A 22,019-nucleotide genomic window follows, 5' to 3' on the forward strand; every position below is an offset into this window, starting at 1 on the left:
CGCCGAGTTCTTTTTAATTCTTTTGAGTCAAACTATTGACCCGGTGGTCGCCATCCTAAACAATCGGCCTACTAATGTCACATTGATATTTCAACCGGTGAAGCCCTGTTGATCTGTGATGTGGTTCTCATTAGGAAATTTCCGACACGCGGTTTCTTTTTATAGCCATTTTCTGGCGAGATGCCATGTTTTGCGCTGATTTGGGACAAAAAGGTCCCTGGGGAAAATACGAAATGCGTTTGCCCGTCCTGACTGCCGCAGCACTGTTTTTTGGCGCCAATTTTTGTTCCGCACAGACCCTGCCCCAAGCCATGCAACAAGCCCTCGAAACGCACCCGGAAATCCAGGCTGGAGTGAACGGTAGACTCGCGGCCGACAAACAGGTTCGCGTCGCCCAGGGCGGCTACCTGCCCAAGGTCGATGTGCTGGCCGGCTACGGCCGCGAAAGCACCGACAGCACCACCACCCGTGCCGCTGGCGGGAGCGACCACTGGGAAACCCTGAATCGCGGCGAGTCCAGCGTCCGTCTGCGGCAGATGGGGTTCGACGGCTTCGCCACCTCCAATGAAGTGGGTCGCCAGCAGGCCACCGCCAACTCCCGCGCCTATGCGCTGCTGGATTCCTCCGAGCGCACCGGCCTGGCCGTGTCCCGGGTCTACCTCGATGTGCTGATGCGCCGCGACATGGTGCGTCTGTCCGAGGACAACCTGCGCAGCCACGAACGCATTTACGACCAGATCCGCCTGCGCACCTCTCGCGGTGTAGGACGCCAGGCCGACATGGACCAGGCCGAAGCGCGCCTGGCCTCGGCAAAAAATAACCTGCTGACGGAACAAACCAACCTGGCCGACGCACAAACCAATTACCTGAGTGTCGTTGGTCAACTGCCCGATGAACTGAGCCCGCCCCCGCCGTTCATCGACCTGCTGCCCGCGACCCTCGATGAAGCCCGCCATCAAATGGTCGAAAGCAACCCGGCCCTGCGCTCGGCGGAATCGGACATCGCCGCCGCCGACAAGCAATACGAAACTGCCAAATCACGGTTCTACCCGCGCTTCGACGCCGAACTGGGCCGCAGCGCGAACAACAACGTCGACGGCGTGAGCGGGCACAACAACGAGTGGCAGGCCATGGTGCGGATGAGCTTCAACCTGTACGACGGCGGTAGCGACAAGGCGGACCTGGAATCCAAGTCCTACATGGCGAGCCAGGCGCTGGATATTCGCAACAATGCCTTGCGTCAGCTCAATGAGGAGTTAGGCTTGGCGTGGAATGCTAAGCAGAACGCCGATGCGCAGGTGCCGATCGCTCAGCAATATGTTCAGCACAGCAGCAACGTGCGGACCGCCTACCAGAGCCAGTTTGGCCTCGGTGAGCGCACACTGCTCGACCTGCTCGACAGCGAGAACGAATTGTTCAGTGCCCAGCGCCGTCTGGCGGAAGTCAAAACCGTTCAACTGTTTACTCAGTACCGGATCAAAGCGACCATTGGTCAGTTACTCCGGAGCCAGGGCGTCGTGGCACCGATGGCAACCGTCGTACAGAACGACATCAAGCCCAGAGTAAACTTGCCCGGGCTCAACTGATTAACGGCCCCCCCTAGCCAGCAAGGAAGTCCGCGTGGATTCATCTGTCAGCAGAAACCTCACCCATGACCCGCGAAGCCTGCACGACGATCCGCTGCTGGACAGCCTGCTGTCGCTCTGCGTGTTGCACCAGAAACCCGCCAGCCGCGCCATGCTCACCACGGGCCTGCCGCTGCCAGCGCAGCGCCTGAGTCCCGAGCTGCTCTCGCGAGCGGCGGCCCGGGCCGGGCTGCAAGGGCGCCTGTTGCAGCGCAAGCTGGAGCACATCCCGAGCATCGCCATGCCGACCATGCTGCTGCTCAAAGATGGGCGCAGCACCGTCCTGCTCGGCTGGGAGAATGAAAACACCGCGCGCTTGCTGCTCAGCGAGAGCGACGGCGGCGAGGTGCATGTCAGCCGCGAGGCACTGGAAGCGGACTACGCAGGCCGGGTGTTCTTCGCTCAGCCGCAGCACAAGTTCGATGTGAACCACGGCAACCTGATCCCCCGGGCCCGTTCCTGGTTCCGCGACACCCTCAAGCGCTCGCGCTGGCTCTACGCCGACGCCATCGCCGCCAGCCTGATCATCAACATCATCGCCATGGCCGCGCCGCTGTTCGTGATGAACGTCTACGATCGCGTGGTCCCCAACCAGGCCACCTCGACCCTGTGGGTGCTGACGATCGGCATCGCCGGCGCCTACGTCTTCGACCTCATCCTCAAGGGCTTGCGCAGCCTTTGCCTCGATCTCGCCGGGAAAAAGACCGACCTGATCATTTCCGCCACGCTGTTCGAACGCATCGTCGGCATGTCGATGAAATACCGCCCGGCGCGGGTCGGCAGCTTTGCGCAGAACATCCATGAGTTTCAGGGCCTGCGCGACTTCCTCGCGTCATTGACCCTCGCCAGCCTGATCGACCTGCCGTTCACCCTGCTGATCCTGATGGTGATCGGCATCATCGGCGGCCATCTGGTGTGGGTGCCGATCGTTGCCTTCCCGTTGGCCCTCGGCATCGGCTATGCCCTGCAGCGGCCGCTGACGGCGACGTTGGAGCGAACCATGGCCCTGGCCTCCGAGCGCCAGTCGAGCCTGATCGAAACCCTCGCCGGGCTGGACGCGGTCAAGGTCAACAACGCCGAAAGCGAACGCCAGTACATGTGGGAGCAGACCATCGGTACGCTCAGCCGCCTCGAACTGCGGGTGAAAGTGCTGTCGGGCCTGGCCATGAACATCACCTTGCTGATCCAGCAACTGGCCGGTGTCGCGCTGATCTGCTTCGGTGTCTACCAGATCATGGCCGGCAACCTCAGCATGGGCGGCCTGATCGCCTGCTACATGCTCAGCGGCCGCGCTCTTGGTCCGCTGGGCCAACTGGCCGGTCTGCTGACCCGCTACCAGCAGGCCAAGGTGACCATGGTGTCCACCGACCAGATGATGGAGCTGCCGCAGGAGCGCAATTTCGAAGAGCGCCCGCTGAGCCGTCAGGTCCTGCAAGGCGCCCTGGAATTCCGCGGTGTCGACTTCACCTACCCGAACCAGCAGAACCCCGCGCTGAAGAACATCAGCATGGCCATCCGTCCCGGCGAGAAGGTCGGCATCATCGGCCGCAGTGGCTCGGGCAAAAGCTCGCTGGCCAAGCTGGTGGTGGGCCTGTACGAGGCCGACGCCGGCTCGCTGCTGGTAGACGGCGTGGACATTCGCCAGATCGACGTCAGCGAACTGCGCCACAACCTCGGCTATGTACCGCAGGACATTCAACTGCTGGCCGGCACCCTGCGTGACAACCTGGTCAGCGGCGCCCGTTACGTCGAAGACGAGATGGTCCTGCAGGCCGCCGAACTGGCCGGCGTGCACGAGTTCGCCCGGCTTCACCCGCAAGGCTATGAACTGCAGGTCGGCGAGCGCGGCCAGAATCTCTCCGGTGGTCAGCGGCAGAACGTTGCCCTGGCCCGGGCGCTGCTGCTCAACCCGCAGGTCCTGCTGCTCGACGAGCCCACCGCGGCTATGGACAACACCGGTGAAGAGCGCCTCAAACAGCGCCTGCAAGCCGTTATCGAACACAAGACGGTGGTGCTGGTGACACACCGCGCCTCGTTGCTGTCACTGGTAGACCGGTTGATCGTCATCGACCGCGGCCAGATCGTTGCCGATGGCCCGAAAGCGGCCGTCATGGATGCGCTCAAGAAGGGGCAGATCAGTGTTGCTTAAGTCAGGAGTTGGGCGCTTCAAGGATGTCTTGCGCGGCTATTTCAAGGGGTCGCAATCGTTCGGCGGCGAGCCGCTGCCAGAGGTCAACAAGGCATTGGTGGAGGATGCGCCGCGCATCGTCCGGCTGACCATCTGGGGCATCATCTGCTTCTTCCTGTTCCTCGTGCTGTGGGCCAACTTCGCCGTGCTGGACGAAGTGACCCGCGGCGACGGCAAGGCCATCCCGTCCTCGAAACTGCAAAAGATCCAGAACCTGGAAGGCGGCATCGTCGCGCAGATTTACATTCACGAAGGCCAGGTGGTCGAGGCCGGTGCGCCGTTGCTGCGCCTGGACGACACCCGCTTCGTCTCCAACGTTGGCGAGACCGAGGCCGACCGCGTGGGTCTGTCGCTGCGGGTCGAGCGCCTGAGCGCCGAGGCCGAGGACCGGCCGTTGAACATCGATGCCGAGCTGCGCAAGGCCGCGCCGAGCCAGGCGTCCAGCGAAGAGTCCCTGTATCAGAGCCGACGTCAGCAATTGCAGGACGAAGTCGGCGGTCTGCAGGAGCAACTGGTGCAGCGTCAGCAAGAGCTTCGCGAGTTTTCCTCCAAGCAGTCGCAGTACCGCAACAGCCTGCAACTGCTGCGCCAGGAGATCGGCATGTCCGAGCCGCTGGTGGCGCAGGGCGCGGTGTCCCCGGTGGAAGTGCTGCGGCTCAAGCGCGCCGAGGTGGAAAACCGTGGCCAGCTTGATGCAACGTCCCTGGCGATCCCGCGGGCCGAGTCGGCGATCAAGGAAGTCGAGCGCAAGATCGACGAAACCCGCGGCAAGTTCCGCAGTGACGCGCTGACCCAGCTCAACGAGGCGCGCACCGACCTGAACAAGACCCAGGCCACTGGCAAGGCGCTGGAAGACCGGGTCAGCCGTACGCTGGTCACCTCGCCGGTGCGGGGCATCGTCAAGCAGGTGCTGGTCAACACCATCGGTGGCGTGATCCAGCCGGGCAGCGACCTGGTGGAAATCGTGCCGCTGGACGACACCTTGCTGGTGGAAGCGCGGATCCGTCCGCAGGACATCGCCTTCCTGCACCCGGGCCAGGAAGCCATGGTCAAGTTCACGGCGTATGACTTCACGATCTATGGCGGCCTGAAGGCCAAGCTGGAGCAGATCGGCGCCGACACCATCACCGATGAAGAGGGCAACACCTTCTACCTGATCAAGCTGCGTACCGATCGCAGCCACCTGGGCACGGATGAGAAGCCGCTGCTGATCATCCCAGGCATGGTGGCTTCGGTGGATATCATCACGGGCAAGAAGAGTGTGCTGAGCTACCTGCTCAAGCCGATTATCCGGGCGCGGGCGGAGGCTCTTCGGGAGCGGTGATCAAGGTTTAACGCCCCAGCCATGAAAAAGCCCGCCGCCACATCACTGTGGCGGCGGGCTTTTTACATCCGGGCCGAGGGGCTCGGTCAGAGGAAGGTGACCTGGCCGCCTTCCAGCGATTTGACCCGGGCCAGCGACTCAACGCGGTAACCCTGGCTGTCCAGCTCGGCACGGCCGCCCTGGAACGACTTCTCGATGACGATACCCAGGCCGGCAACGGTCGCGCCCGCCTGCTTGATGATCGAGATCAGCGCCTGGGACGCCTTGCCGTTGGCCAGGAAATCGTCGATGACCAGTACGCGGTCGCTGCTGTTGAGGTGACGCGGCGAGATGGCCACGGTGTTCTCGGTCTGCTTGGTGAAGGAATACACCGAGGCGGTCAGCAGGTTTTCAGTCAGGGTCAGGGACTGATGCTTGCGCGCGAACAGCACCGGCACGCCGAGCTTCAGGCCGGTCATCACCGCCGGGGCGATGCCCGAGGCTTCGATGGTGACGATCTTGGTCACGCCGGAGTCGGCGAACAGGCGGGCGAACTCGTCACCGATCAGTTGCATCAGCGCAGGGTCGATCTGATGGTTGAGAAACGCATCGACTTTCAGTACCTGGTCGGAAAGCACGATGCCTTCTTCGCGAATCTTCTGGTGCAGTGCTTCCACTGGTGTTTCCTCGGATGTAAGCAAAAGGCCCCGGCAATGAGCCAGGGCGATTAAAGGGGTGATTATCTACCGTTTGAGCATGGCACGGATATCGGCCAATGCCGTATTGCCTCGCGCTGCCTTGACCTCGGTGGGTGCGTCGTCCAGGCCTTCCCAGGCCAGATCGTCGGCCGGCAGCTCATCCAGGAAGCGGCTCGGCGAACAATCAATGATCTCGCCGTACTGCTTGCGCTTGGCGGCGAAGGTGAAGGCCAGGGTCTGGCGAGCCCGGGTAATACCGACATACGCCAGGCGGCGTTCTTCCTCGATGGTGTCGGCTTCGATGCTGGAGCGGTGCGGAAGAATCTCCTCCTCCATGCCCATGATGAACACGTAGGGGAATTCCAGGCCCTTGGACGCGTGCAACGTCATCATCTGCACGCCCTCGGCGCCGTCCTCTTCTTCCTGCTGGCGCTCCAGCATGTCGCGCAGCACCAGCTTGCCGATGGCGTCCTCGATGGTCATGTCGCCTTCTTCGTCCTTCTCCAGCGTGCTTTTCAGCGCGTCGATCAGGAACCAGACGTTGCCCATGCGGAAGTCCGCGGCCTTGTCGCTGGAACTGTTGGTGCGAATCCAGTTTTCGTAATCGATGTCCATCACCATGCTGCGCAGCGCGGCGATCGGGTCTTCCAGCGCCACCTGCTCGCGGACCTTGTCCATCCAGGTCTTGAAGCGGTGCAGGCGGTCGGTGAAGCGGGTATCGAGATGCTCGCGCAGGCCCAGTTCTTCGCTGGCGGCGTACATCGAAATCTTGCGCTCAGTGGCGTAGTTGCCGAGCTTTTCCAGGGTGGTCGAGCCGATTTCCCGGCGCGGCACGTTGATCACCCGCAGGTAGGCGTTGTCGTCGTCCGGGTTCACCAGCAGGCGGAAGTAGGCCATCAGGTCCTTCACTTCCTGGCGGCCAAAGAAGCTGTTGCCGCCCGACAGGCGGTACGGCACCTGGTGGTGCTGCAATTTCAGCTCGATCAGCTTGGCCTGGTAGTTGCCGCGGTAGAGGATGGCGAAATCGCTGTACGGGCGGTCGGTGCGCAGGTGCAGGCTGAGGATTTCCATGGCCACCCGCTCGGCCTCGGCTTCCTCGTTCTTGCAGCGGATCACGCGGATCTCGTCACCGTGGCCCATCTCGCTCCACAGCTGTTTCTCGAACGCGTGCGGGTTGTTGGCGATCAGCACGTTGGCGCAGCGCAGGATGCGGCTGGTGGAGCGGTAGTTCTGCTCCAGCATGACCACTTTGAGCGACGGGTAGTCGTCCTTGAGCAGCATCAGGTTTTCCGGCCGCGCGCCGCGCCAGGCGTAGATCGACTGGTCGTCGTCGCCCACCACGGTGAACTGGTTGCGCGTGCCGATCAGCATTTTCACCAGCAGGTACTGGCTGGCGTTGGTGTCCTGGTATTCGTCCACCAAGAGGTAACGCACCCGGTTCTGCCACTTTTCGAGGATGTCGGCGTGCTCTTCGAAGAGCTTCACCGGCAGCAGGATCAGGTCGTCGAAGTCCACCGCGTTGAACGCCTTCAGCGTGCGCTGGTAGTGGGCGTAGACGATGGCGGCGGTCTGCTCCTTGGGATTGCGGGCTTTTTCCAGTGCTTCGGGCGGCAGGATCAGGTCGTTTTTCCAGGCGCCGATCATGTTCTTGATCTCGTCGACGCCGTCTTCCCCGGAGTATTCCTTCTGCATGATGTCGGTCATCAGGGCTTTCACGTCGGTTTCATCGAAGATCGAGAAACCGGGCTTGTAGCCCAGCCGCTGGTGTTCCTTGCGGATGATGTTCAACCCCAGGTTGTGGAAGGTCGACACCGTCAGGCCACGGCCCTCGCCCTTGCGCAGCAGGGTGCCGACCCGCTCCTTCATCTCCCGCGCGGCCTTGTTGGTGAAGGTCATGGCCACGATGTACTGGGCACGAATCCCGCACTGCTGGATCAGGTAGGCGATCTTGCGGGTGATCACGCTGGTCTTGCCGGAGCCCGCGCCGGCAAGTACCAGAAGCGGGCCGCCGACGTAGTTCACGGCTTCTTGCTGCCGGGGATTGAGTCGGGACATGACGTAAACCGGGGGTGGTTGAAAAATAGCCGCGCAGTTTAACAGGGGATCGTCGCCATGGCGCGACCGTCTGACAGTGTGACGCAGCACAATATCCAGATTTGCCGGCTTTGCTACTTTCCATCAGGATGCGTGCCCGGATTGAACGGTTTTCTGGAAACGGCAATACCGTGTTCCAAGTGAAAATCATTTACATTAGTGCGTGGTGTCGTTTTCCTATCATTCAGCGTCAATGACTGCGTCCGCGTGCTAACTAAGGAGAGAGCTTGTCTACGCCTGCCGAACCGTTGCGTTTGCTCCTGCTGGCCGAAGAGCCCGAATGGGCCGTGGCCCTCGGTGAATCGCTTTTGCCGCTGGCGGGCGCCGCGGTATTGCTGACAGCCCCGAGCTGGGAATCGGTGGACAGCCTGTTCGCCCGCGACCGCAACGCCGTCGTCCTGGCCACGCCGGGTCGCCAGCCGGCGCCGGGCCGCTGCGACCTGCCGATGGTGCTGTTGCTGGAAGACGAGCCGGTCAGCGCGCCGCCCGGCGTCAGCGACTGGCTGGTGCGTGGACAACTGGGCAGCGACACCGTGCGCCGCTGCCTGCGCCATGTGCGCGAGCGCGGTGTGCTGGAAAACACCCTGCAACGCCTCGCCGAACAAGACCCGCTGACCGGCATCGCCAACCGCCAGGGCTTCCAGACCCTGCTGGCGGCACGCCTGGCCGAGAACGAAGGCCGTGGCGTTGCCCTTGGCCACCTCGACCTCGACAACTTCCGCCATGCCAACGACGCCCTCGGCCACCAGGGCGGCGACCGCCTGATCCTGCAGGTGGTGGGCCGGCTCAAGAGCCAACTGGAAGCCGGTGACCGTCTGGCCCGTCTCGGCAGTGATGAATTCGCCCTGCTGATCGACACCCGCCGTGAGCCGCAACGGGCCGAGTGGATGGCCGAACGCATCGTCGAAGCCCTCGCCGAACCCTATTGGATCGACGGCGAAAGCCTGCTGGTCGGCTGCAGTCTGGGCGTTGCCCACGCCCGCGCGCTGGCCGGTGCCGACCCGCTGATGTGGCACGCGCACATCGCCATGCAGCAGGCCAAGAGTACCCACGGCTGCACCTTCCACATCTTCGACGAACGCATCAACCAGAACGCCCGCAGCATGGCTGACCTGGAAAGCGAACTGCGCCGCGCCCTGCGTCGCGACGAGCTGGAGCTGCACTACCAGCCGCGTCTGGACCTGAGCGAAGGCCGCATCGTCGGCCTCGAAGCCCTGGTTCGCTGGCGCCATGCCGAGCGCGGCCTGCTGCCGCCGAGCGAGTTCGTCCCGCTGGCCGAGCAGAGCGGGCTGATCGTGCCGCTGGGTTACTGGGTGATCTCCCGTGCGTTGCGCGATGTCCAGGTTTTGCGCGAGCGCGGGCTGGCGCCGCTGCACATGGCGGTGAACCTGTCGTTCCGCCAGTTCCAGGACAGCCAGTTGCTGGCGACCCTGAGCCGACTGATCGTGCAGCACGGCGTCGATGCGCGCTGGCTGGAATTCGAACTGACCGAAACCGCGGTCATGCGCCGCAACGACCTGGTCAAACAGACCATGGACGCCCTCGGGCGGCTGGGCGTGCGTTTCTCGCTGGACGACTTCGGCACCGGCTTCTCGTCGTTCGTGCACCTCAACAGCCTGCCGATCGCCCTGCTCAAGGTCGATCGCAGCTTTGTCGCCGGCATGGAACAACGTGAAGAAAACCGCAAGCTGGTCCACGCCATGATCAACCTGGCGCACAACCTTCACCTTGAAGTGGTGGCCGAAGGTGTGGAAACCACCGAGCAACTGGAGCTGCTGCGCAGTTTCGGCTGCGACCAGGTGCAGGGTTACCTGATCAGCAAGCCGCTGGCGATCGAGCCGCTGGTGGAGTTTTTGCTGGCGAACGCGGCGCAGCGGCCGGTGGCGTTGTAATCAACGCGGAGGCCAAAAGGCGCTAGCCGACAGCTTTTCAGCGCTCTCAAGATCGAGCGCCGCCCGCGCGGCGCATCGCGAGCAAGCTCGCTCCTACATTTGTTGCACCGTACCTATGCCTGTCAGGCCATGGTTGACCGCCTTGTTTGTACGACGCGGTATCGAGTCGACCTCAACAGCCTCCTCGCGATCCATCGCCAAACGCCAAGGGCTGGCAACCCAACTCTTACAGGCCATGGCACGTTGCAACCCATGTAGGAGCGAGCTTGCTCGCGATGCGCCGCGCGGGCGGCGCTCGATCTTGAGAGCGCCGAAGAACTATCGGCTAGCACCTGGTGAACCTGCGAGGATGTAGATACCCATGCCGCGATATCAAGGTCGAACAGGCACTCCCACACCCGCGCCGCCCATCATCCGCTTCATCCGCCACTCAAACGCCCACGTCAGGCTAATCGCCGCGCACGCCAGCCCCAGCGCCAGTCCCCACCAGACGCCCACCGCGCCCATGCCCAGCGGGAAGGCCATGATCCACGCCGCTGGCGCACCAATCAGCCAGTAGCAGCCCAGGCCCACCAGGAAGGTGGTCTTGGCGTCCTTGAGGCCGCGGATCGAGCCCATGGCGATGGTCTGGATGCCGTCGAACAGTTCGAACCACGCCGCCACCATCAACAGGCTCACCGCAAGCTGAATCACACCGGTGAAGGCCGGGTTGTCGCGGTCGAGGAACAGGTTCACCAGCGGCTCCGGCACCAGCCAGAACAACACCGAGAAGCCCAGCATCAGCGCCGCACCAAAACCGATGCCGATCCGCCCGGCATGCCGCGCCGCCAGCAGGCGATCAGCGCCGTAGTGCAGGCCGACGCGCATGGTCACCGCATAGGACAACCCCGCCGGCACCATGAACGCGGTCGAGACGATCTGCAGCGCAATCTGGTGCGCCGCCAGTTCAGTACTGCCCATGGTGCCCATGCACAGCGCCGCGAAGGCAAACAGCCCGACTTCCACGGTGTAGGTGCCGCCAATTGGCAGGCCCAGCCGCCACAGCTCACGCAGGGCCGGCAGCGACGGCCGCGAAAGCTGTTTGCGGATCGGGTAGGGCGCGTAGGCCGGGTGCTTGCGGATATACAGCGCCAGCGCCACCGCCATGCAGTTGGCGACGATCGCGGTGACCAGGCCAATCCCCATCAGGCCGAGCTTGGGCAAGCCGAACATGCCTTCGATCAACGCATAGTTGAGCAGGAAGTTGAGCACTGTCCCCACCACGCTGATGACCATCACCGGCGATGACCGTCCCAGCGCGCTGGTGAAACCGCGCAGCGCCATGAACGTCAGGTAGCCGGGCAAGGCGAACGGCAGCAACAACAGGAACTGGCTGGCGTTTTCGACGTTGCCGGGCGTCTGCCCCAGCAGCAGGAGCACCGGCGACAGGTTCCACAGCACCAGCGCCGCCACCACCGCCATCACCCAGCCCAGCCACAGACCGGCCTGGGTCAGGCGGGTGGCGCCGTCGGTGTCGCCGGCGCCATGGCGGATGGCGACCAGCGTGCCCACCGCAGCAATCACGCCCAGGCAGAAGATCGACACGAACGAATAACTCGCCGCGCCCAACCCGCCGCCGGCCAGCGCCTCGGGGCTGATCCTGGCCATCATGAAGGTGTCGGTGAGCAGCATCAGCATGTGCGCCAACTGCGAGGCAATCAGCGGCCCCGCGAGCCGCAGCAGTGCCTTGAGTTCATGAGTCGACGCGGCCTGCATGATCGGTGTCCTTGCCTGAAGAAGAGAGAAGCCAGCAATTTTCAGCCTTTGCAGCGCGGCGCACAAAAGGATAAAAACGATCACTGGCATGATTAAAACTCATGCGAAGATGCGCGCCAGGAGGTTCGCCCATGTCCCAACGTCTTCCCCCGCTGTACGCGCTGCGCGCCTTCGAGGCGGCGGCGCGGCACAGCTCGTTCACCCGCGCGGCGGATGAGTTGAACGTCACCCAGAGCGCGGTGAGCCGGCATATCCGCACGCTTGAAGAACACTTCGCCTGTCGCCTGTTCGTGCGCAATGGCCGCAGCCTGCAACTCAGCGAGGCCGCGCGGTTGCTCTTGCCCGGCGTGCGCGAAGGCTTCGCCGCGCTGGAGCGGGCCTGCAGCACCCTGCGCAGCGAAGACGGCGTATTGCGCATGAAGGCGCCCTCGACCCTGACCATGCGCTGGCTGCTGGCGCGGCTGAGCCGCTTCCGCCATCTGCAGCCCGGCAACGAGGTGCAACTGACCAGCGCCTGGATGGATGTCGATCATGTCGACTTCAACCAGGAGCCATTCGACTGCGCGGTGCTGCTGGGCGACGGGCACTTCCCGCCGGACTGGGAAGTCAGCCGGCTGTTCTCCGAGCTGCTGGTGCCGGTGGGCGCGCCCGAATTGCTCAAGGAAGGCCCGTGGACCGCAGAGCGCCTGGCCGCCTGCGAGCTGCTGCACCCAACCCCGGACAAACGCGACTGGCGCACCTGGCTGGCGCGCATGGGCCTGACCGAACAGATTTCGCTCAAGGGCGGCCAGGTGTTCGACACCTTGGAACTGGGCATGATCGCGGCGGCGCGGGGCTACGGCGTGTCCATGGGCGATCTGCTGATGGTCGCCGAAGACGTCGCCCAGGGCCGGCTCAGCCTGCCGTGGCCGTCGGCGGTGGCCAGCGGTCTGGATTACTTTCTGGTCTGGCCGCGCACCCGCCCCGGCGGCGAGCGCCTGCGCCGGCTGAGTGATTTTCTGCAGAGCGAGGCGCGGGCGATGCAGTTGCCAGAAGTGGAAATGCTGCAGGCAAATGAGCTTAACGGCAGCGAATGATCGTTTGCGCTGAATATCCGGGTGGGCCACTCAAGTAATCCACCGCAAAGCCGAATCTAAAGGGCGAGGGCCTCAGGAGAAAGGCCCGCTCTTTTTATGCCGACGGTGCAGCGATCACGATGATCCCTGCCGGATTGCCAGGAGTTTTCATGTCTCGACCTCGCGCCCGGATTGCCTCGCAGCTCGGTATCGCCCTCGCCGCCGTGCTGGCCGTGGTGATTACCGGCAGCACCCTGTTCGCCCTGCGCTCCCTCGACCACGCCAACCTGATCACCCGCCAGGAACACCTGGCCAGTGAAGCGCGGCTGCTGGCCGACCAGCTCAACACCTTCCACAGCACCCTGCGCGAAAGCACCCAGCGCCTCGCCGGCCTGTTCGAACAGCGCTTCAAAAGCGGCCTCAGCGTGCAGGCCGGCACTTCGATTCCGGTGGCCGGTGTAGCGACGCCGGGCCTGTTTCTCGATGGTCAGGCGCTGAACAACGACTTCAGCGAAGTGGACGAATTCCGCAACCTGACCGCCGGCGCCGCCACCGTGTTCGTGCGCAGCGGCGACGACTTCGTGCGCATCAGCACCTCGCTGACCAAGCAGGACGGCAGCCGCGCCATCGGTACCCTGCTGGACCGCCAGCACCCGGCCTACGCCCGCCTTATGGCCGGGCAAGCCTACGTCGGCCGCGCGCTGCTGTTCGAGCGCGCGTACATGACCCAATACACCCCGGTGCGCGACAGTGGCGGGCGGGTGATCGCGGTGCTGTTTGTCGGCTTCGACTACACCGGCGCGCAGAACGCCCAGTTCGCCAACCTCAAGCGCTTCCGCATCGGCCAGACCGGTTCGCTGGCGCTGCTCGACGAACAAAAACGCTGGCTGGTGACGCCGGCCGGCTCCACCTCCGCCGAGCCCAAGGCGCTGGATGATGTTCTCGCGCACCCCGGCGAGGGGCGTTTCTGGAATGACGGCAGCGATGAGTTGTACAGCGTTGCCGCGCCGTTTGCCGATGGCCCGTGGACCGTGCTGGCGAGCATGCCTGAGGCGGAAATCCGCGCGGTGACCTGGAGCGTCGGCATGCGCCTGGCCATCGGCAGCCTGCTGTCGATGCTGCTGGCGGTGGGCGCCACGCTCTGGTTGCTGCGGCGCAAGTTGCGCCCGCTGAGCGATCTGGTGCATCAGGCCGAAGCCCTCGGCGCTGGCGATCTGAATGTGCGTTTGAAGGTGACTAGCGAGGATGAAATCGGCCAGCTCGCGCAGAGCTTCAACCAGATGGGCGAAGCGCTGGCGAGCATGGTCCTGCGGATTCGCGAGGCCGCGCAGCAGGTCGGCAACCGCGCCCACGCCCTGGCCGATTTGTCGTCCGGCGCCTGCGATGGCATGGAGCAGCAATCCGGCGAGATCAACAGCATGGCCGGCGCGGTGGAAGAGTTCAGTGCCACTTCGATGAACATCGCCGACAGCATGGGCAGCACTGAGCGCATGGCTCAGGACAACGCCCAGCAAACCCGTATCGGTCGTTCATCGATGGAGGAGGCTTCGTCGTCCTTGCAACAAATTGCCGGCGCGCTCGGCGACACCGCCAAGGTGATCGACGTGCTTGGTGCCCGTTCCCAGGAAATCGGTGGCATTGTCGGGGTGATCACCTCGATTGCCGAACAGACCAACCTGCTGGCGCTCAATGCCGCCATCGAAGCGGCGCGGGCTGGCGAGCAGGGCCGTGGCTTTGCCGTGGTTGCCGACGAAGTGCGTAGCCTGGCAGCGCGCACCCGCAAGGCCACCGATGAAATCTCGGTGATGATCGACAGCGTGCAACAGCAGACTGGCAACGCCATCAGCACCATGGAACAGGGCAACCGCCTGATGCAGGAAGGTCTGGAGCGTAATGTCCGGGTGGCCGAGGCGCTGATGCGGATCGACGAGCAGAGCCGCAGTGCTGGCGAGCAATTCGCCGCCATCACCACCGCGACCCAGGAACAGAGCGCCACGGCCACGTTGCTCAGCAGCAACCTGCAGAGCATTGCGTTGGCCAACAGTGAGCAGCGGGAAGTGGCGAGCAACCTTGCGGCGACGGCGCGCGAGCTGGAGGGGCTGGCGGGGCAGTTGCGGGAGGAAGTGGGGCGGTTTCGGGTCGGTCGTTGACCGAGGGGCCTGATCGCGAGCAAGCTCGCTCCTACAGGTCACACCGGCTCAGAACCCTGTAGGAGCGAGCTTGCTCGCGAAGGGCCGCAAAGCGGCCCCCGTTTTTCAGATAGAAACAGGCAACTTCAACGCCTCAGCACAAGCAGCAAGCGACCGCCGCTCACTCTCCGCATACAACGCCAACTCATCCTGCACCCGCTGCCCCAGCGCTTCCTCGAACGCTTCGCGGTTGGCATTGCTGCCGTATTCGGCCTGGCCGTCATCCCCAAGGTTGGACTGGAAGATCCCCGCCGCACTGACCGGCAGGAAATCCTCGTACACCAGCGCTTCATAGTGGATATGCCCAGCCTCGATCAGCGCCTCCAGGCCGGTCGGCCGCTGCGCTGAATCCCGCGCGGCCAGTCCCTTTTCCGTCGGGAAATAACGGAAGTACGCCAGGCCCTGCTCGCGCATCTGCCGCAGGTCGTCGGGGAAGGCGCGGAACTGCTCGGCCAGCAGGCTCATGTAGCGGTTGGCGTTACTCTCGGCCGGCGCGCCGCCCAGGGCGTCGCGGGTGGCGTCGAGCAGTTGGTCGTAGAGCTGGCGGCCTTTCGGCGTCAGCGCCGCGCCGCGCTGTTCGATTTCCCCAAAGCGCGCAGTGTGGCTGCCCTCGGCGTCACTGAAGGCGATGGTCTCCTGCAATGCCTTGAAGCTGGTCTGCCGCAGCAGGATCGGGTGACGCCGGGTGGGCGGGCCTTCGACCACCGCCTTGGGCGGAATACCCGCCGTCGGCATGCCCAACTGGATCGCATCGATATCCAGGGTGCGCGGGGTCAGGTGATTGATGTGCGGGCCTTTGAACGCCACCACATCGGCGATCAAACGGTGCTGGTCGTGCAGTTGCTTGTACTGCTCGGCGGTCACCGTGGCTTCGTGGTGCCAGCGGAAGGTGTGCAGGGCTTCGTTGACGAACGCGGTGGCATCCTCGTCATTCAGGCCGCCATCACGTTCGCTTTGCTCGATCAGTTGCAGCGCGCGGGGAGTGAAGATCTGCCGCTGTGCGAGGATTGAGCGGGCCAGCTCGCGCAGGGCGGGATTGTCGATCAGTTCCAGACGCAGCAGCGAGGTGAAGACCCGGAACGGGCTGACATGCAGCGACTGCTCATGCACCGGGCGAAACGCCGTGGAATGCACCGGCACGCCCGCCGAGCTGAGGTCGTAGTAACCCACCGGCTGCATGCCCATCACCGCGAACAGGCGGCCAATGGTGGCCAGTTCTTCTGCGGTGCCGACGCGGATGGCACCGTGACGTTCCTGGTCGAGGCGCTCGATTTCGCCGGTCCAGCGCAGGGCCTCGGCGACTTCCGGCCGGCTGGCCATCACCTGTCGATTGACCTCGCTCACCAGCTTCAGCAGCGTGCCGTAGAGCGGGACTTCCTGCTTGTACATGAGCGACATGGCGGCGGAGAACCGTGCGCGGATGAGGTCCGGGCTGACGAAATCTTGAGCGGGCATCGCAAGCTTCCTGGTGAGTGATCGGGGCGCTGATACATGAAAGCGAGGAATGCTGGTGGACTTCAAGCGAAAAAAAGTCGAGCAGTCATTCCGTCAATTCAGGATCTCTCGTCCGCCACCTGCTGATTGATCCAGTCCACCAGGCAGCGCACCTTCGGCACCTCGGCGGCATGCTCGGAAAACGCCAGGAAGTGCGCGCCGTTGCTGCGCATGCGGTGCGGCCACGCCACCACCAGTTTGCCCTCGGCCAGCTCGGTCTGCGCCAGGTAACTCGGCACCAGCGCCACGCCGCAGCCGGCCTGGGCGGCGCTCAGGCACATATGAAAAGTGTCGAAGCGCGGGCCGTGGTAGCTGTTGGCCGAGTGCAGGCCCTGTTCAAGAAACCACTCGTGCCAGGCTTCCGGGCGGGTGGTGCTTTGCAGCAGCACCAGATCGCCCAGCTCGCTGGCGTCATTCAGGGTGCGGCCCTGCAACAGCTCCGGCGCGCAGACCGGCAGCACATCCTCGCCGAATAGCTCGATGCAGGTCGCCCCCGGCCACGTGCCCTGGCCATAGAAGAACACCACATCGGCCTTGGCCTGGAGCAGGGCGAAGGGCTCCATTTCATTGCGAATATCCAGGTGGATGTTCGGGTGGCGCTTGCCGAAGCCCTTCAGGTGCGGGATCAGCCAGCGCACGCCGAAGCTGGGCTGGGTGGCGACCTTGAGCACTTCGGTCTGCTCGCCGTAAGACAGGATGTAGCGGCTGGACATGTCCACCTGGGTGAGGATCTTGTTCACCTCCGCCAGGTACAGCGCGCCGGCCGGCGTCAGTTGCAGGCGCCGGCGGATACGCAGAAACAGGTGATGGCGGAGCATTTCTTCCAGTTGCGCCACCTGCTTGCTCACCGCGCTCTGGGTCAGGTGCAACTCTTCGGCGGCGCGGGTGAAGCTCAGGTGCCGGGCAGCGGCTTCGAAGCATTGCAAGGCCGCCATCGAGGGCACCAGACGTTTGGACATAGCGGCGACTCCTGGCCGAAAGATCATTACCTGGCGGAATGATGTGCGGAATAAAGGTCGTTTGTTGCGCCAGAGTGATCGGATTAATACTGATCCCCACAACGATTACAACCTCTCACCGCCTTGCAGGAGAACAACATGGTTGATGGATTGCTTGACCGCCTGGGTGTCCCGGCCAGCGCCTACACCCACGGCAACCATCCGGTTCACACCCCCATCGACGGCAGCGTGATCGCCTCGGTGCACCTGGAGCCGGCCGCCGCGGTCAGCGCAAAGATCGACCAGGCCCAACAAGCCTTCCTGGCCTGGCGCAATGTGCCGGCGCCGCGTCGCGGTGAGCTGGTGCGCCTGTTTGGTGAAATCCTGCGCGAGTACAAGGCGCAACTGGGTGAACTGGTGTCGGTCGAAGCCGGCAAGATCACCCAGGAAGGCCTGGGCGAAGTGCAGGAAATGATCGACATCTGCGACTTCGCCGTCGGCCTGTCGCGCCAGCTCTACGGCCTGACCATCGCCTCCGAGCGTCCTGGCCACCACATGCGTGAAAGCTGGCATCCGCTGGGCGTGGTGGGGGTGATCAGCGCCTTCAACTTCCCGGTCGCGGTCTGGGCCTGGAACACCACCCTGGCGCTGGTCTGCGGTAACGCCGTGGTCTGGAAACCCTCCGAGAAAACCCCGCTGACCGCCCTGGCGTGCCAGGCGCTGTTCGAAAAAGCGTTGGCCGCGTTCGGCGATGCGCCGCAAGGCCTGAGCCAGGTGATCATCGGTGACCGCGACGCCGGCCAGGCGTTGGTGGACGACCCCCGCGTGCCGCTGGTCAGCGCCACCGGCAGCACCCGCATGGGCCGCGAAGTCGGGCCGCGAGTGGCGGCGCGTTTCGGTCGCAGCATCCTCGAACTGGGCGGCAACAACGCGATGATCCTCGCCCCCAGCGCCGACCTTGATCTGGCCGTGCGCGCCGTGCTGTTCAGCGCCGTGGGCACCGCCGGCCAACGTTGCACCACCCTGCGCCGGGTGATCGTGCACCGCTCGGTCAAGGATGAAGTGGTGGCGCGGGTCAAATCCGCCTACGGCAAAGTGCGTATCGGTGATCCGCGCGAAGGCAACCTGATTGGCCCGCTGATCGACAAGGCCTCGTTCCAGTCCATGCAGGACGCGCTGGCCCGTGCTCGCGATGAAGGCGGCCAGGTGTTCGGCGGCGAGCGTCAACTGGCCGAGCAGTATCCGAATGCCTATTACGTGGCGCCGGCGATTGTCGAAATGCCGGGGCAGACCGAGGTGGTGCGCCATGAAACCTTCGCGCCGATTCTCTATGTGCTGGCCTACGATGACTTCGACGAAGCGCTGCGCCTGAACAACGAAGTGCCACAGGGGCTTTCGTCCTGCATCTTCACCACCGACCTGCGCGAGGCCGAGCGTTTCCAGAGCGCCGCGGGCAGCGACTGCGGGATTGCCAACGTCAACATCGGCACCAGCGGTGCGGAGATTGGCGGGGCGTTTGGTGGCGAGAAGGAGACTGGCGGCGGTCGTGAGTCGGGGTCGGATAGCTGGAAGGCCTACATGCGCCGGCAGACCAACACCGTGAACTATTCCCGGGAGCTGCCGTTGGCGCAGGGGATTGTGTTCGACTGACTGACGTCTCGCGAGCGAGCTCGCTCCTACAACAACTGTAGGCGCGAGCTCACTCGCGAGAAGGCCCTAAAAATGACATGACCACCGCCGGAGCCAGGCCATGCCCGAACTGCGTCAACAATGCTTGTGGGAATACGTCACCCCGCCCGCGGCGCCCGCTGCGGCATTGGCGGCTGAGGTCAAGGCCGATGTCTGTGTGATCGGTGGCGGTATCACCGGTCTCTCGGCCGCGCTGCACTTGCTCGAACAGGGCAAGTCGGTGGTGCTGCTCGAAGCCAGCGTCATTGGCCACGGCGGTTCCGGGCGCAATGTCGGGCTAGTCAACGCCGGCACCTGGATTCGTCCCGACGACGTCGAGACCACCCTCGGCCAGCAACAGGGCAGCCGTCTGAACAAGCTGCTGGGCGAGGCCCCGGCGCAAGTCTTCGCCTTGATTGAGCGCCTCGGCATCGACTGCCAGGCGCGCAACGAAGGCACGCTGCACATGGCCCACAACGCCACCGGCGTGGCCGACCTGCAAGCCCGTCACGAACAATGGACCCGCCGCGGCGCCGACGTCGAACTGCTCACCGGCGCCCGCTGCGAGGACTACTGCGGCACCGACAAGATTTCCGCCGCGCTGCTCGACCGCCGCGCCGGCACCATCAACCCCATGGCCTACACCCGTGGCCTGGCCGAAGCGGTCACGCGCCTTGGCGGCAAGATTTATCCACAGTCCCCGGTGCAAGGGCTGGTGCGCAACGGCAGCGGCTGGCAGGTGAAAACCGCCAAAGGCGCCGTCAGCGCCGAGAAAGTGGTGATCTCCACCGGCGCCTACACCGAAGGCGACTGGACCGACCTGCAGCGCCACTTCTTCCGCGGTTATTACTACCAGGTCGCTTCGGCGCCGCTGCACGGTGCCGCCGCCGATAACGTGCTCAAACACGGGCAAGGCTCCTGGGACACCCGCACCGTGTTGAGCAGCATCCGCCGCGACGACCAGGGCCGCCTGCTGCTGGGCAGCCTCGGCCGGGTCGACAACAAGCCCGCGTGGTTCGTGCGCAGTTGGGCCGACCGCATCCAGAGCCATTACTTCCCGCAACTGGGCAAGGTCGAGTGGGAAATGCACTGGACCGGCTGCATCGATTTCACCCCCGACCACCTGATGCGCCTGTTCGAACCGGCACCGGGCATCGTCGCCGTGACCGGCTACAACGGTCGCGGCAACACCACCGGCACGGTGATCGGCAAGGCGTTCGCGCAGTTCCTGCTGCAGGATGATCCGGACACGCTGCCGATTGCCTTTTCACCCATGAAACCCGTGGCCGTACCTGCGCTGCGGACCGGCTTCTATGAAACCGGGTTCTCGCTGTATCACGCGGGGCAGTGCCTTCGCGTTGTGCTTTAGGCCTTCTTGAGCCAGTTGAGGAAACCGCCTTTCTTGATCACGGCGGGTTTCTGCAAAACCAACGACTGGCTGTTCTGCTCGCGCACGCGCTGCAGCTTGCTCAGTGCAGCCTTCACCTCGTCGCGTTTCTCCAGGCAGTCGCGCACCTCGGCCTTGTCGATGCGGTAAAGCAAGCAACTGGTCAGCGTGCGGAACTCGGCACTGGAGGCGTCGCCGTCCAGCAGTCCTTCCACGCCCAGCACTTCGCCCGGGCCCATGCGCCCGGCTTCCAGCAGCCGCTCACCGTCGTGGACCGCCGCCGACACCACACCGGTGCCGATCACCAGCACATGCTCGGAAGCCTGATCGAGGCCGAGGATCACCTGATCGACCGGGTACTCGATGGCGATCATGCGCTGGCTCAGGCTGTCTTTTTCCTCGCTGCTCAGGGCACGGAAGATCCGCACGTCTTCCAGCAGACTGCGCTGGCGGCTCCACGGGCGGACCTCGCTATCGCCATTCCAGATAACGCCGGCAGCGACGAGGTGACGGTGGGCGAGGTCGAACATCTGGTTGCGCACCGGGTTCTTCTGGTCCATTGAACTGACGAAACCGCTAGCCTCGTATTCCACCGATTCCAGGGTCGAAGCCTTGATCGTCGCCTTCGGCTTGGGCGTGGTCAGCAGCGCGCTGCTGCCTTGCAGGGTCTTCTCCAGCGCATCCAGCACCTTGCGCGGCCGCACGCTGGCCGGCACCACCACGGTAATGGACACGCCGTGAACATCGTTGGGCCGGCTGAAATTGAGCAGCTTGGCCTTGGCTGCCACCGAGTTGGGGATCACCGCCATGCTGCCGTTGCCGGTGAGCAGGCGAGTGGCGCGCCAGTCGATATCGATCACCCGGCCTTCGGTGCCGTCGATGCTGATCCAGTCATCAATCTGATAGGGCCGGGTGGTGTTGAGCACGATGCCGGAGAACACATCGCTCAGCGTGCTTTGCAGCGCCAGGCCGATGACGATGGCCATCACCCCGGACGTCGCCAGCAGGCCCTTGACCGGCAACTGCATCACATAGGCCGCGGCGGCGACGATCGCCACCAGGAAAATCACCGCGCCCACCACATCCTGCAACAGCCGCCCGGTGTGACCGCTGCGGGCAATCAGCAACAGGCCGATCACCACCGTCAGCGTCCGCGCCGCGAACAGCCACCAGACAATTTCCAGCACCGTCGCCAGCAGATTGCGCGCGACGTCCTCGGGCCAGGGCGGCGGCTGCAGCGGGCTGATCCCGGCGCTCAGCAGCACCCCGGTAAACAGCAGGAACGCCACCACCCGCGCGGCGATGCGCCAGTTGCGCTTCTCGATGGGAATCGCCCGCCACAGCAGCAGATCGAGCCCGAGCAGGAATATGCCGAGCAGAAGAGGGTAGTCCTGGAGGAGTGCGGGCATGGAGTTCTCTGGCGTGGTGGGGCGCTGATGGTTTCAACTGTTATTCGAAACAATAGATTTCACAATGCCCTGTAGCCGTTTTCTGTAGGGCTCTTCTGAATCATACTCCGCGCCCTGTTGCTCTGTTGCGCCCGCCTGGGTGGCTGCTTAGGCTCCGAGCGTCGCTGATTTTCAGTGATCGGGTGTCGCAGCCCAAAGCAATAGTCATGGCTTCCCTCTACGGCGGCTGTGCGTGGGGCACCTTCGGGTGCGCCGGTTCCTATTGCCCGGTCTGCGAACCCGCGTACAGCTGCCACCTTTCGTTTCGCAGCGCTTCGGTGGTGG

Annotated in this window: 15 protein-coding genes; 8 read left to right on the forward strand and 7 right to left on the reverse strand. The window is 64.1% G+C overall.

The features are described 5' to 3' along the window. The first annotated feature begins 233 nt into the window (after positions 1–233). From HWV67_RS20365 to HWV67_RS20375, 3 genes are read left to right on the forward strand one after another with little or no spacing between them, the layout of a single operon-like run. Complete coding sequence (locus HWV67_RS20365) at positions 234–1,586, forward strand: TolC family outer membrane protein (protein ID WP_175652560.1); 1,353 nt, start codon at positions 234–236, stop codon at positions 1,584–1,586. A gap of 34 nt (positions 1,587–1,620) precedes the next feature. Continuing rightward, positions 1,621–3,774 carry a type I secretion system permease/ATPase gene (locus HWV67_RS20370; protein WP_110970667.1) on the forward strand — a complete coding sequence of 718 codons (2,154 nt, stop codon included), beginning with the start codon at positions 1,621–1,623 and terminating at the stop codon, positions 3,772–3,774. Continuing rightward, positions 3,764–5,137: an HlyD family type I secretion periplasmic adaptor subunit gene (locus tag HWV67_RS20375; protein ID WP_175652561.1), complete on the forward strand. Its 1,374-nt coding sequence runs from the start codon at positions 3,764–3,766 to the stop codon at positions 5,135–5,137. The genes HWV67_RS20370 and HWV67_RS20375 overlap by 11 nt, the downstream gene beginning before the upstream one ends. 86 nt (positions 5,138–5,223) lie before the next feature. On the opposite strand, the gene xpt is transcribed toward HWV67_RS20375, so the two are convergent. Continuing rightward, a complete protein-coding gene (xpt, locus tag HWV67_RS20380; RefSeq protein WP_095159861.1) occupies positions 5,224–5,793 on the reverse strand; it encodes a xanthine phosphoribosyltransferase in 570 nt (189 codons plus the stop codon). A 66-nt stretch (positions 5,794–5,859) separates the two neighbouring features. Further along, a complete protein-coding gene (gene rep / locus HWV67_RS20385; RefSeq protein ID WP_175652562.1) occupies positions 5,860–7,869 on the reverse strand; it encodes a DNA helicase Rep in 2,010 nt (669 codons plus the stop codon). A gap of 266 nt (positions 7,870–8,135) precedes the next feature. Here rep and HWV67_RS20390 point away from each other — a divergent pair, with 266 nt between their 5' ends. Continuing rightward, positions 8,136–9,800: a putative bifunctional diguanylate cyclase/phosphodiesterase gene (locus HWV67_RS20390; RefSeq protein WP_175652563.1), complete on the forward strand. Its 1,665-nt coding sequence runs from the start codon at positions 8,136–8,138 to the stop codon at positions 9,798–9,800. A gap of 372 nt (positions 9,801–10,172) precedes the next feature. Here the strand turns inward: HWV67_RS20390 and HWV67_RS20395 are convergent, their stop codons facing one another. Together HWV67_RS20395 and HWV67_RS20400 are read right to left on the reverse strand one after the other, a co-directional pair. Beyond that, positions 10,173–11,555 (reverse strand): NorM family multidrug efflux MATE transporter, encoded by a 1,383-nt coding sequence (locus tag HWV67_RS20395; protein WP_175652564.1) that lies wholly within the window; start codon positions 11,553–11,555, stop codon positions 10,173–10,175. Continuing rightward, on the reverse strand, positions 11,533–11,688 hold the full coding sequence (locus HWV67_RS20400) for a hypothetical protein (RefSeq protein WP_159985348.1): 156 nt from the start codon (positions 11,686–11,688) through the stop codon (positions 11,533–11,535). Before HWV67_RS20400 ends, HWV67_RS20395 begins: the two co-directional genes overlap by 23 nt. On the opposite strand from HWV67_RS20400, the gene HWV67_RS20405 reads away from it, so the two are divergent. Both HWV67_RS20405 and HWV67_RS32380 read left to right on the forward strand, forming a co-directional pair. Further along, a complete protein-coding gene (locus HWV67_RS20405) occupies positions 11,687–12,631 on the forward strand; it encodes a LysR substrate-binding domain-containing protein (RefSeq protein ID WP_110970672.1) in 945 nt (314 codons plus the stop codon). The two genes, HWV67_RS20400 and HWV67_RS20405, sit on opposite strands and share 2 nt — an antisense overlap. Before the next feature lie 149 nt (positions 12,632–12,780). Beyond that, positions 12,781–14,760, forward strand: coding sequence for a methyl-accepting chemotaxis protein (locus HWV67_RS32380; RefSeq protein ID WP_175652565.1), 1,980 nt, complete (start codon positions 12,781–12,783; stop codon positions 14,758–14,760). A 105-nt stretch (positions 14,761–14,865) separates the two neighbouring features. On the opposite strand, the gene hglS is transcribed toward HWV67_RS32380, so the two are convergent. Both hglS and HWV67_RS20420 read right to left on the reverse strand, forming a co-directional pair. Next, the gene (hglS, locus tag HWV67_RS20415) at positions 14,866–16,254 is read right to left on the reverse strand and encodes a 2-oxoadipate dioxygenase/decarboxylase HglS (RefSeq protein ID WP_175652566.1); all 1,389 of its coding nucleotides are present in this window, start codon (positions 16,252–16,254) and stop codon (positions 14,866–14,868) included. Positions 16,255–16,352: 98 nt separating this feature from the next. Beyond that, positions 16,353–17,252, reverse strand: coding sequence for a LysR family transcriptional regulator (locus tag HWV67_RS20420; protein WP_110970675.1), 900 nt, complete (start codon positions 17,250–17,252; stop codon positions 16,353–16,355). A 138-nt stretch (positions 17,253–17,390) separates the two neighbouring features. On the opposite strand from HWV67_RS20420, the gene amaB reads away from it, so the two are divergent. Both amaB and amaA read left to right on the forward strand, forming a co-directional pair. Beyond that, entirely contained in the window at positions 17,391–18,881 is a 1,491-nt protein-coding gene (amaB, locus tag HWV67_RS20425; RefSeq protein ID WP_175652567.1) for an L-piperidine-6-carboxylate dehydrogenase, read from the forward strand. 100 nt (positions 18,882–18,981) lie between these two features. Continuing rightward, positions 18,982–20,268, forward strand: coding sequence for an L-pipecolate oxidase (gene amaA / locus HWV67_RS20430; protein WP_175652568.1), 1,287 nt, complete (start codon positions 18,982–18,984; stop codon positions 20,266–20,268). Here the strand turns inward: amaA and HWV67_RS20435 are convergent. Continuing rightward, positions 20,265–21,695: a mechanosensitive ion channel family protein gene (locus HWV67_RS20435; RefSeq protein ID WP_175652569.1), complete on the reverse strand. Its 1,431-nt coding sequence runs from the start codon at positions 21,693–21,695 to the stop codon at positions 20,265–20,267. The two genes, amaA and HWV67_RS20435, sit on opposite strands and share 4 nt — an antisense overlap. Positions 21,696–22,019 lie beyond the last annotated feature (324 nt).

It is taken from the genome of Pseudomonas sp. Marseille-P9899, assembly GCF_903166565.1.
Taxonomy (GTDB): Bacteria; Pseudomonadota; Gammaproteobacteria; order Pseudomonadales; family Pseudomonadaceae; genus Aquipseudomonas; species Aquipseudomonas huaxiensis.

Coding starts and splice junctions, on each gene's coding strand:
- HWV67_RS20365 (WP_175652560.1), top strand. CDS start 234: ATGCGTTTGCCCGTCCTGACTGCCGCAGCACTGTTTTTTGGCGCCAAT.
- rep (WP_175652562.1), bottom strand. CDS start 7,869: ATGTCCCGACTCAATCCCCGGCAGCAAGAAGCCGTGAACTACGTCGGC.
- HWV67_RS20395 (WP_175652564.1), bottom strand. CDS start 11,555: ATGCAGGCCGCGTCGACTCATGAACTCAAGGCACTGCTGCGGCTCGCG.
- HWV67_RS20405 (WP_110970672.1), top strand. CDS start 11,687: ATGTCCCAACGTCTTCCCCCGCTGTACGCGCTGCGCGCCTTCGAGGCG.
- HWV67_RS20400 (WP_159985348.1), bottom strand. CDS start 11,688: ATGGGCGAACCTCCTGGCGCGCATCTTCGCATGAGTTTTAATCATGCC.
- HWV67_RS32380 (WP_175652565.1), top strand. CDS start 12,781: ATGTCTCGACCTCGCGCCCGGATTGCCTCGCAGCTCGGTATCGCCCTC.
- hglS (WP_175652566.1), bottom strand. CDS start 16,254: ATGCCCGCTCAAGATTTCGTCAGCCCGGACCTCATCCGCGCACGGTTC.
- HWV67_RS20420 (WP_110970675.1), bottom strand. CDS start 17,252: ATGTCCAAACGTCTGGTGCCCTCGATGGCGGCCTTGCAATGCTTCGAA.
- amaB (WP_175652567.1), top strand. CDS start 17,391: ATGGTTGATGGATTGCTTGACCGCCTGGGTGTCCCGGCCAGCGCCTAC.
- amaA (WP_175652568.1), top strand. CDS start 18,982: ATGCCCGAACTGCGTCAACAATGCTTGTGGGAATACGTCACCCCGCCC.
- HWV67_RS20435 (WP_175652569.1), bottom strand. CDS start 21,695: ATGCCCGCACTCCTCCAGGACTACCCTCTTCTGCTCGGCATATTCCTG.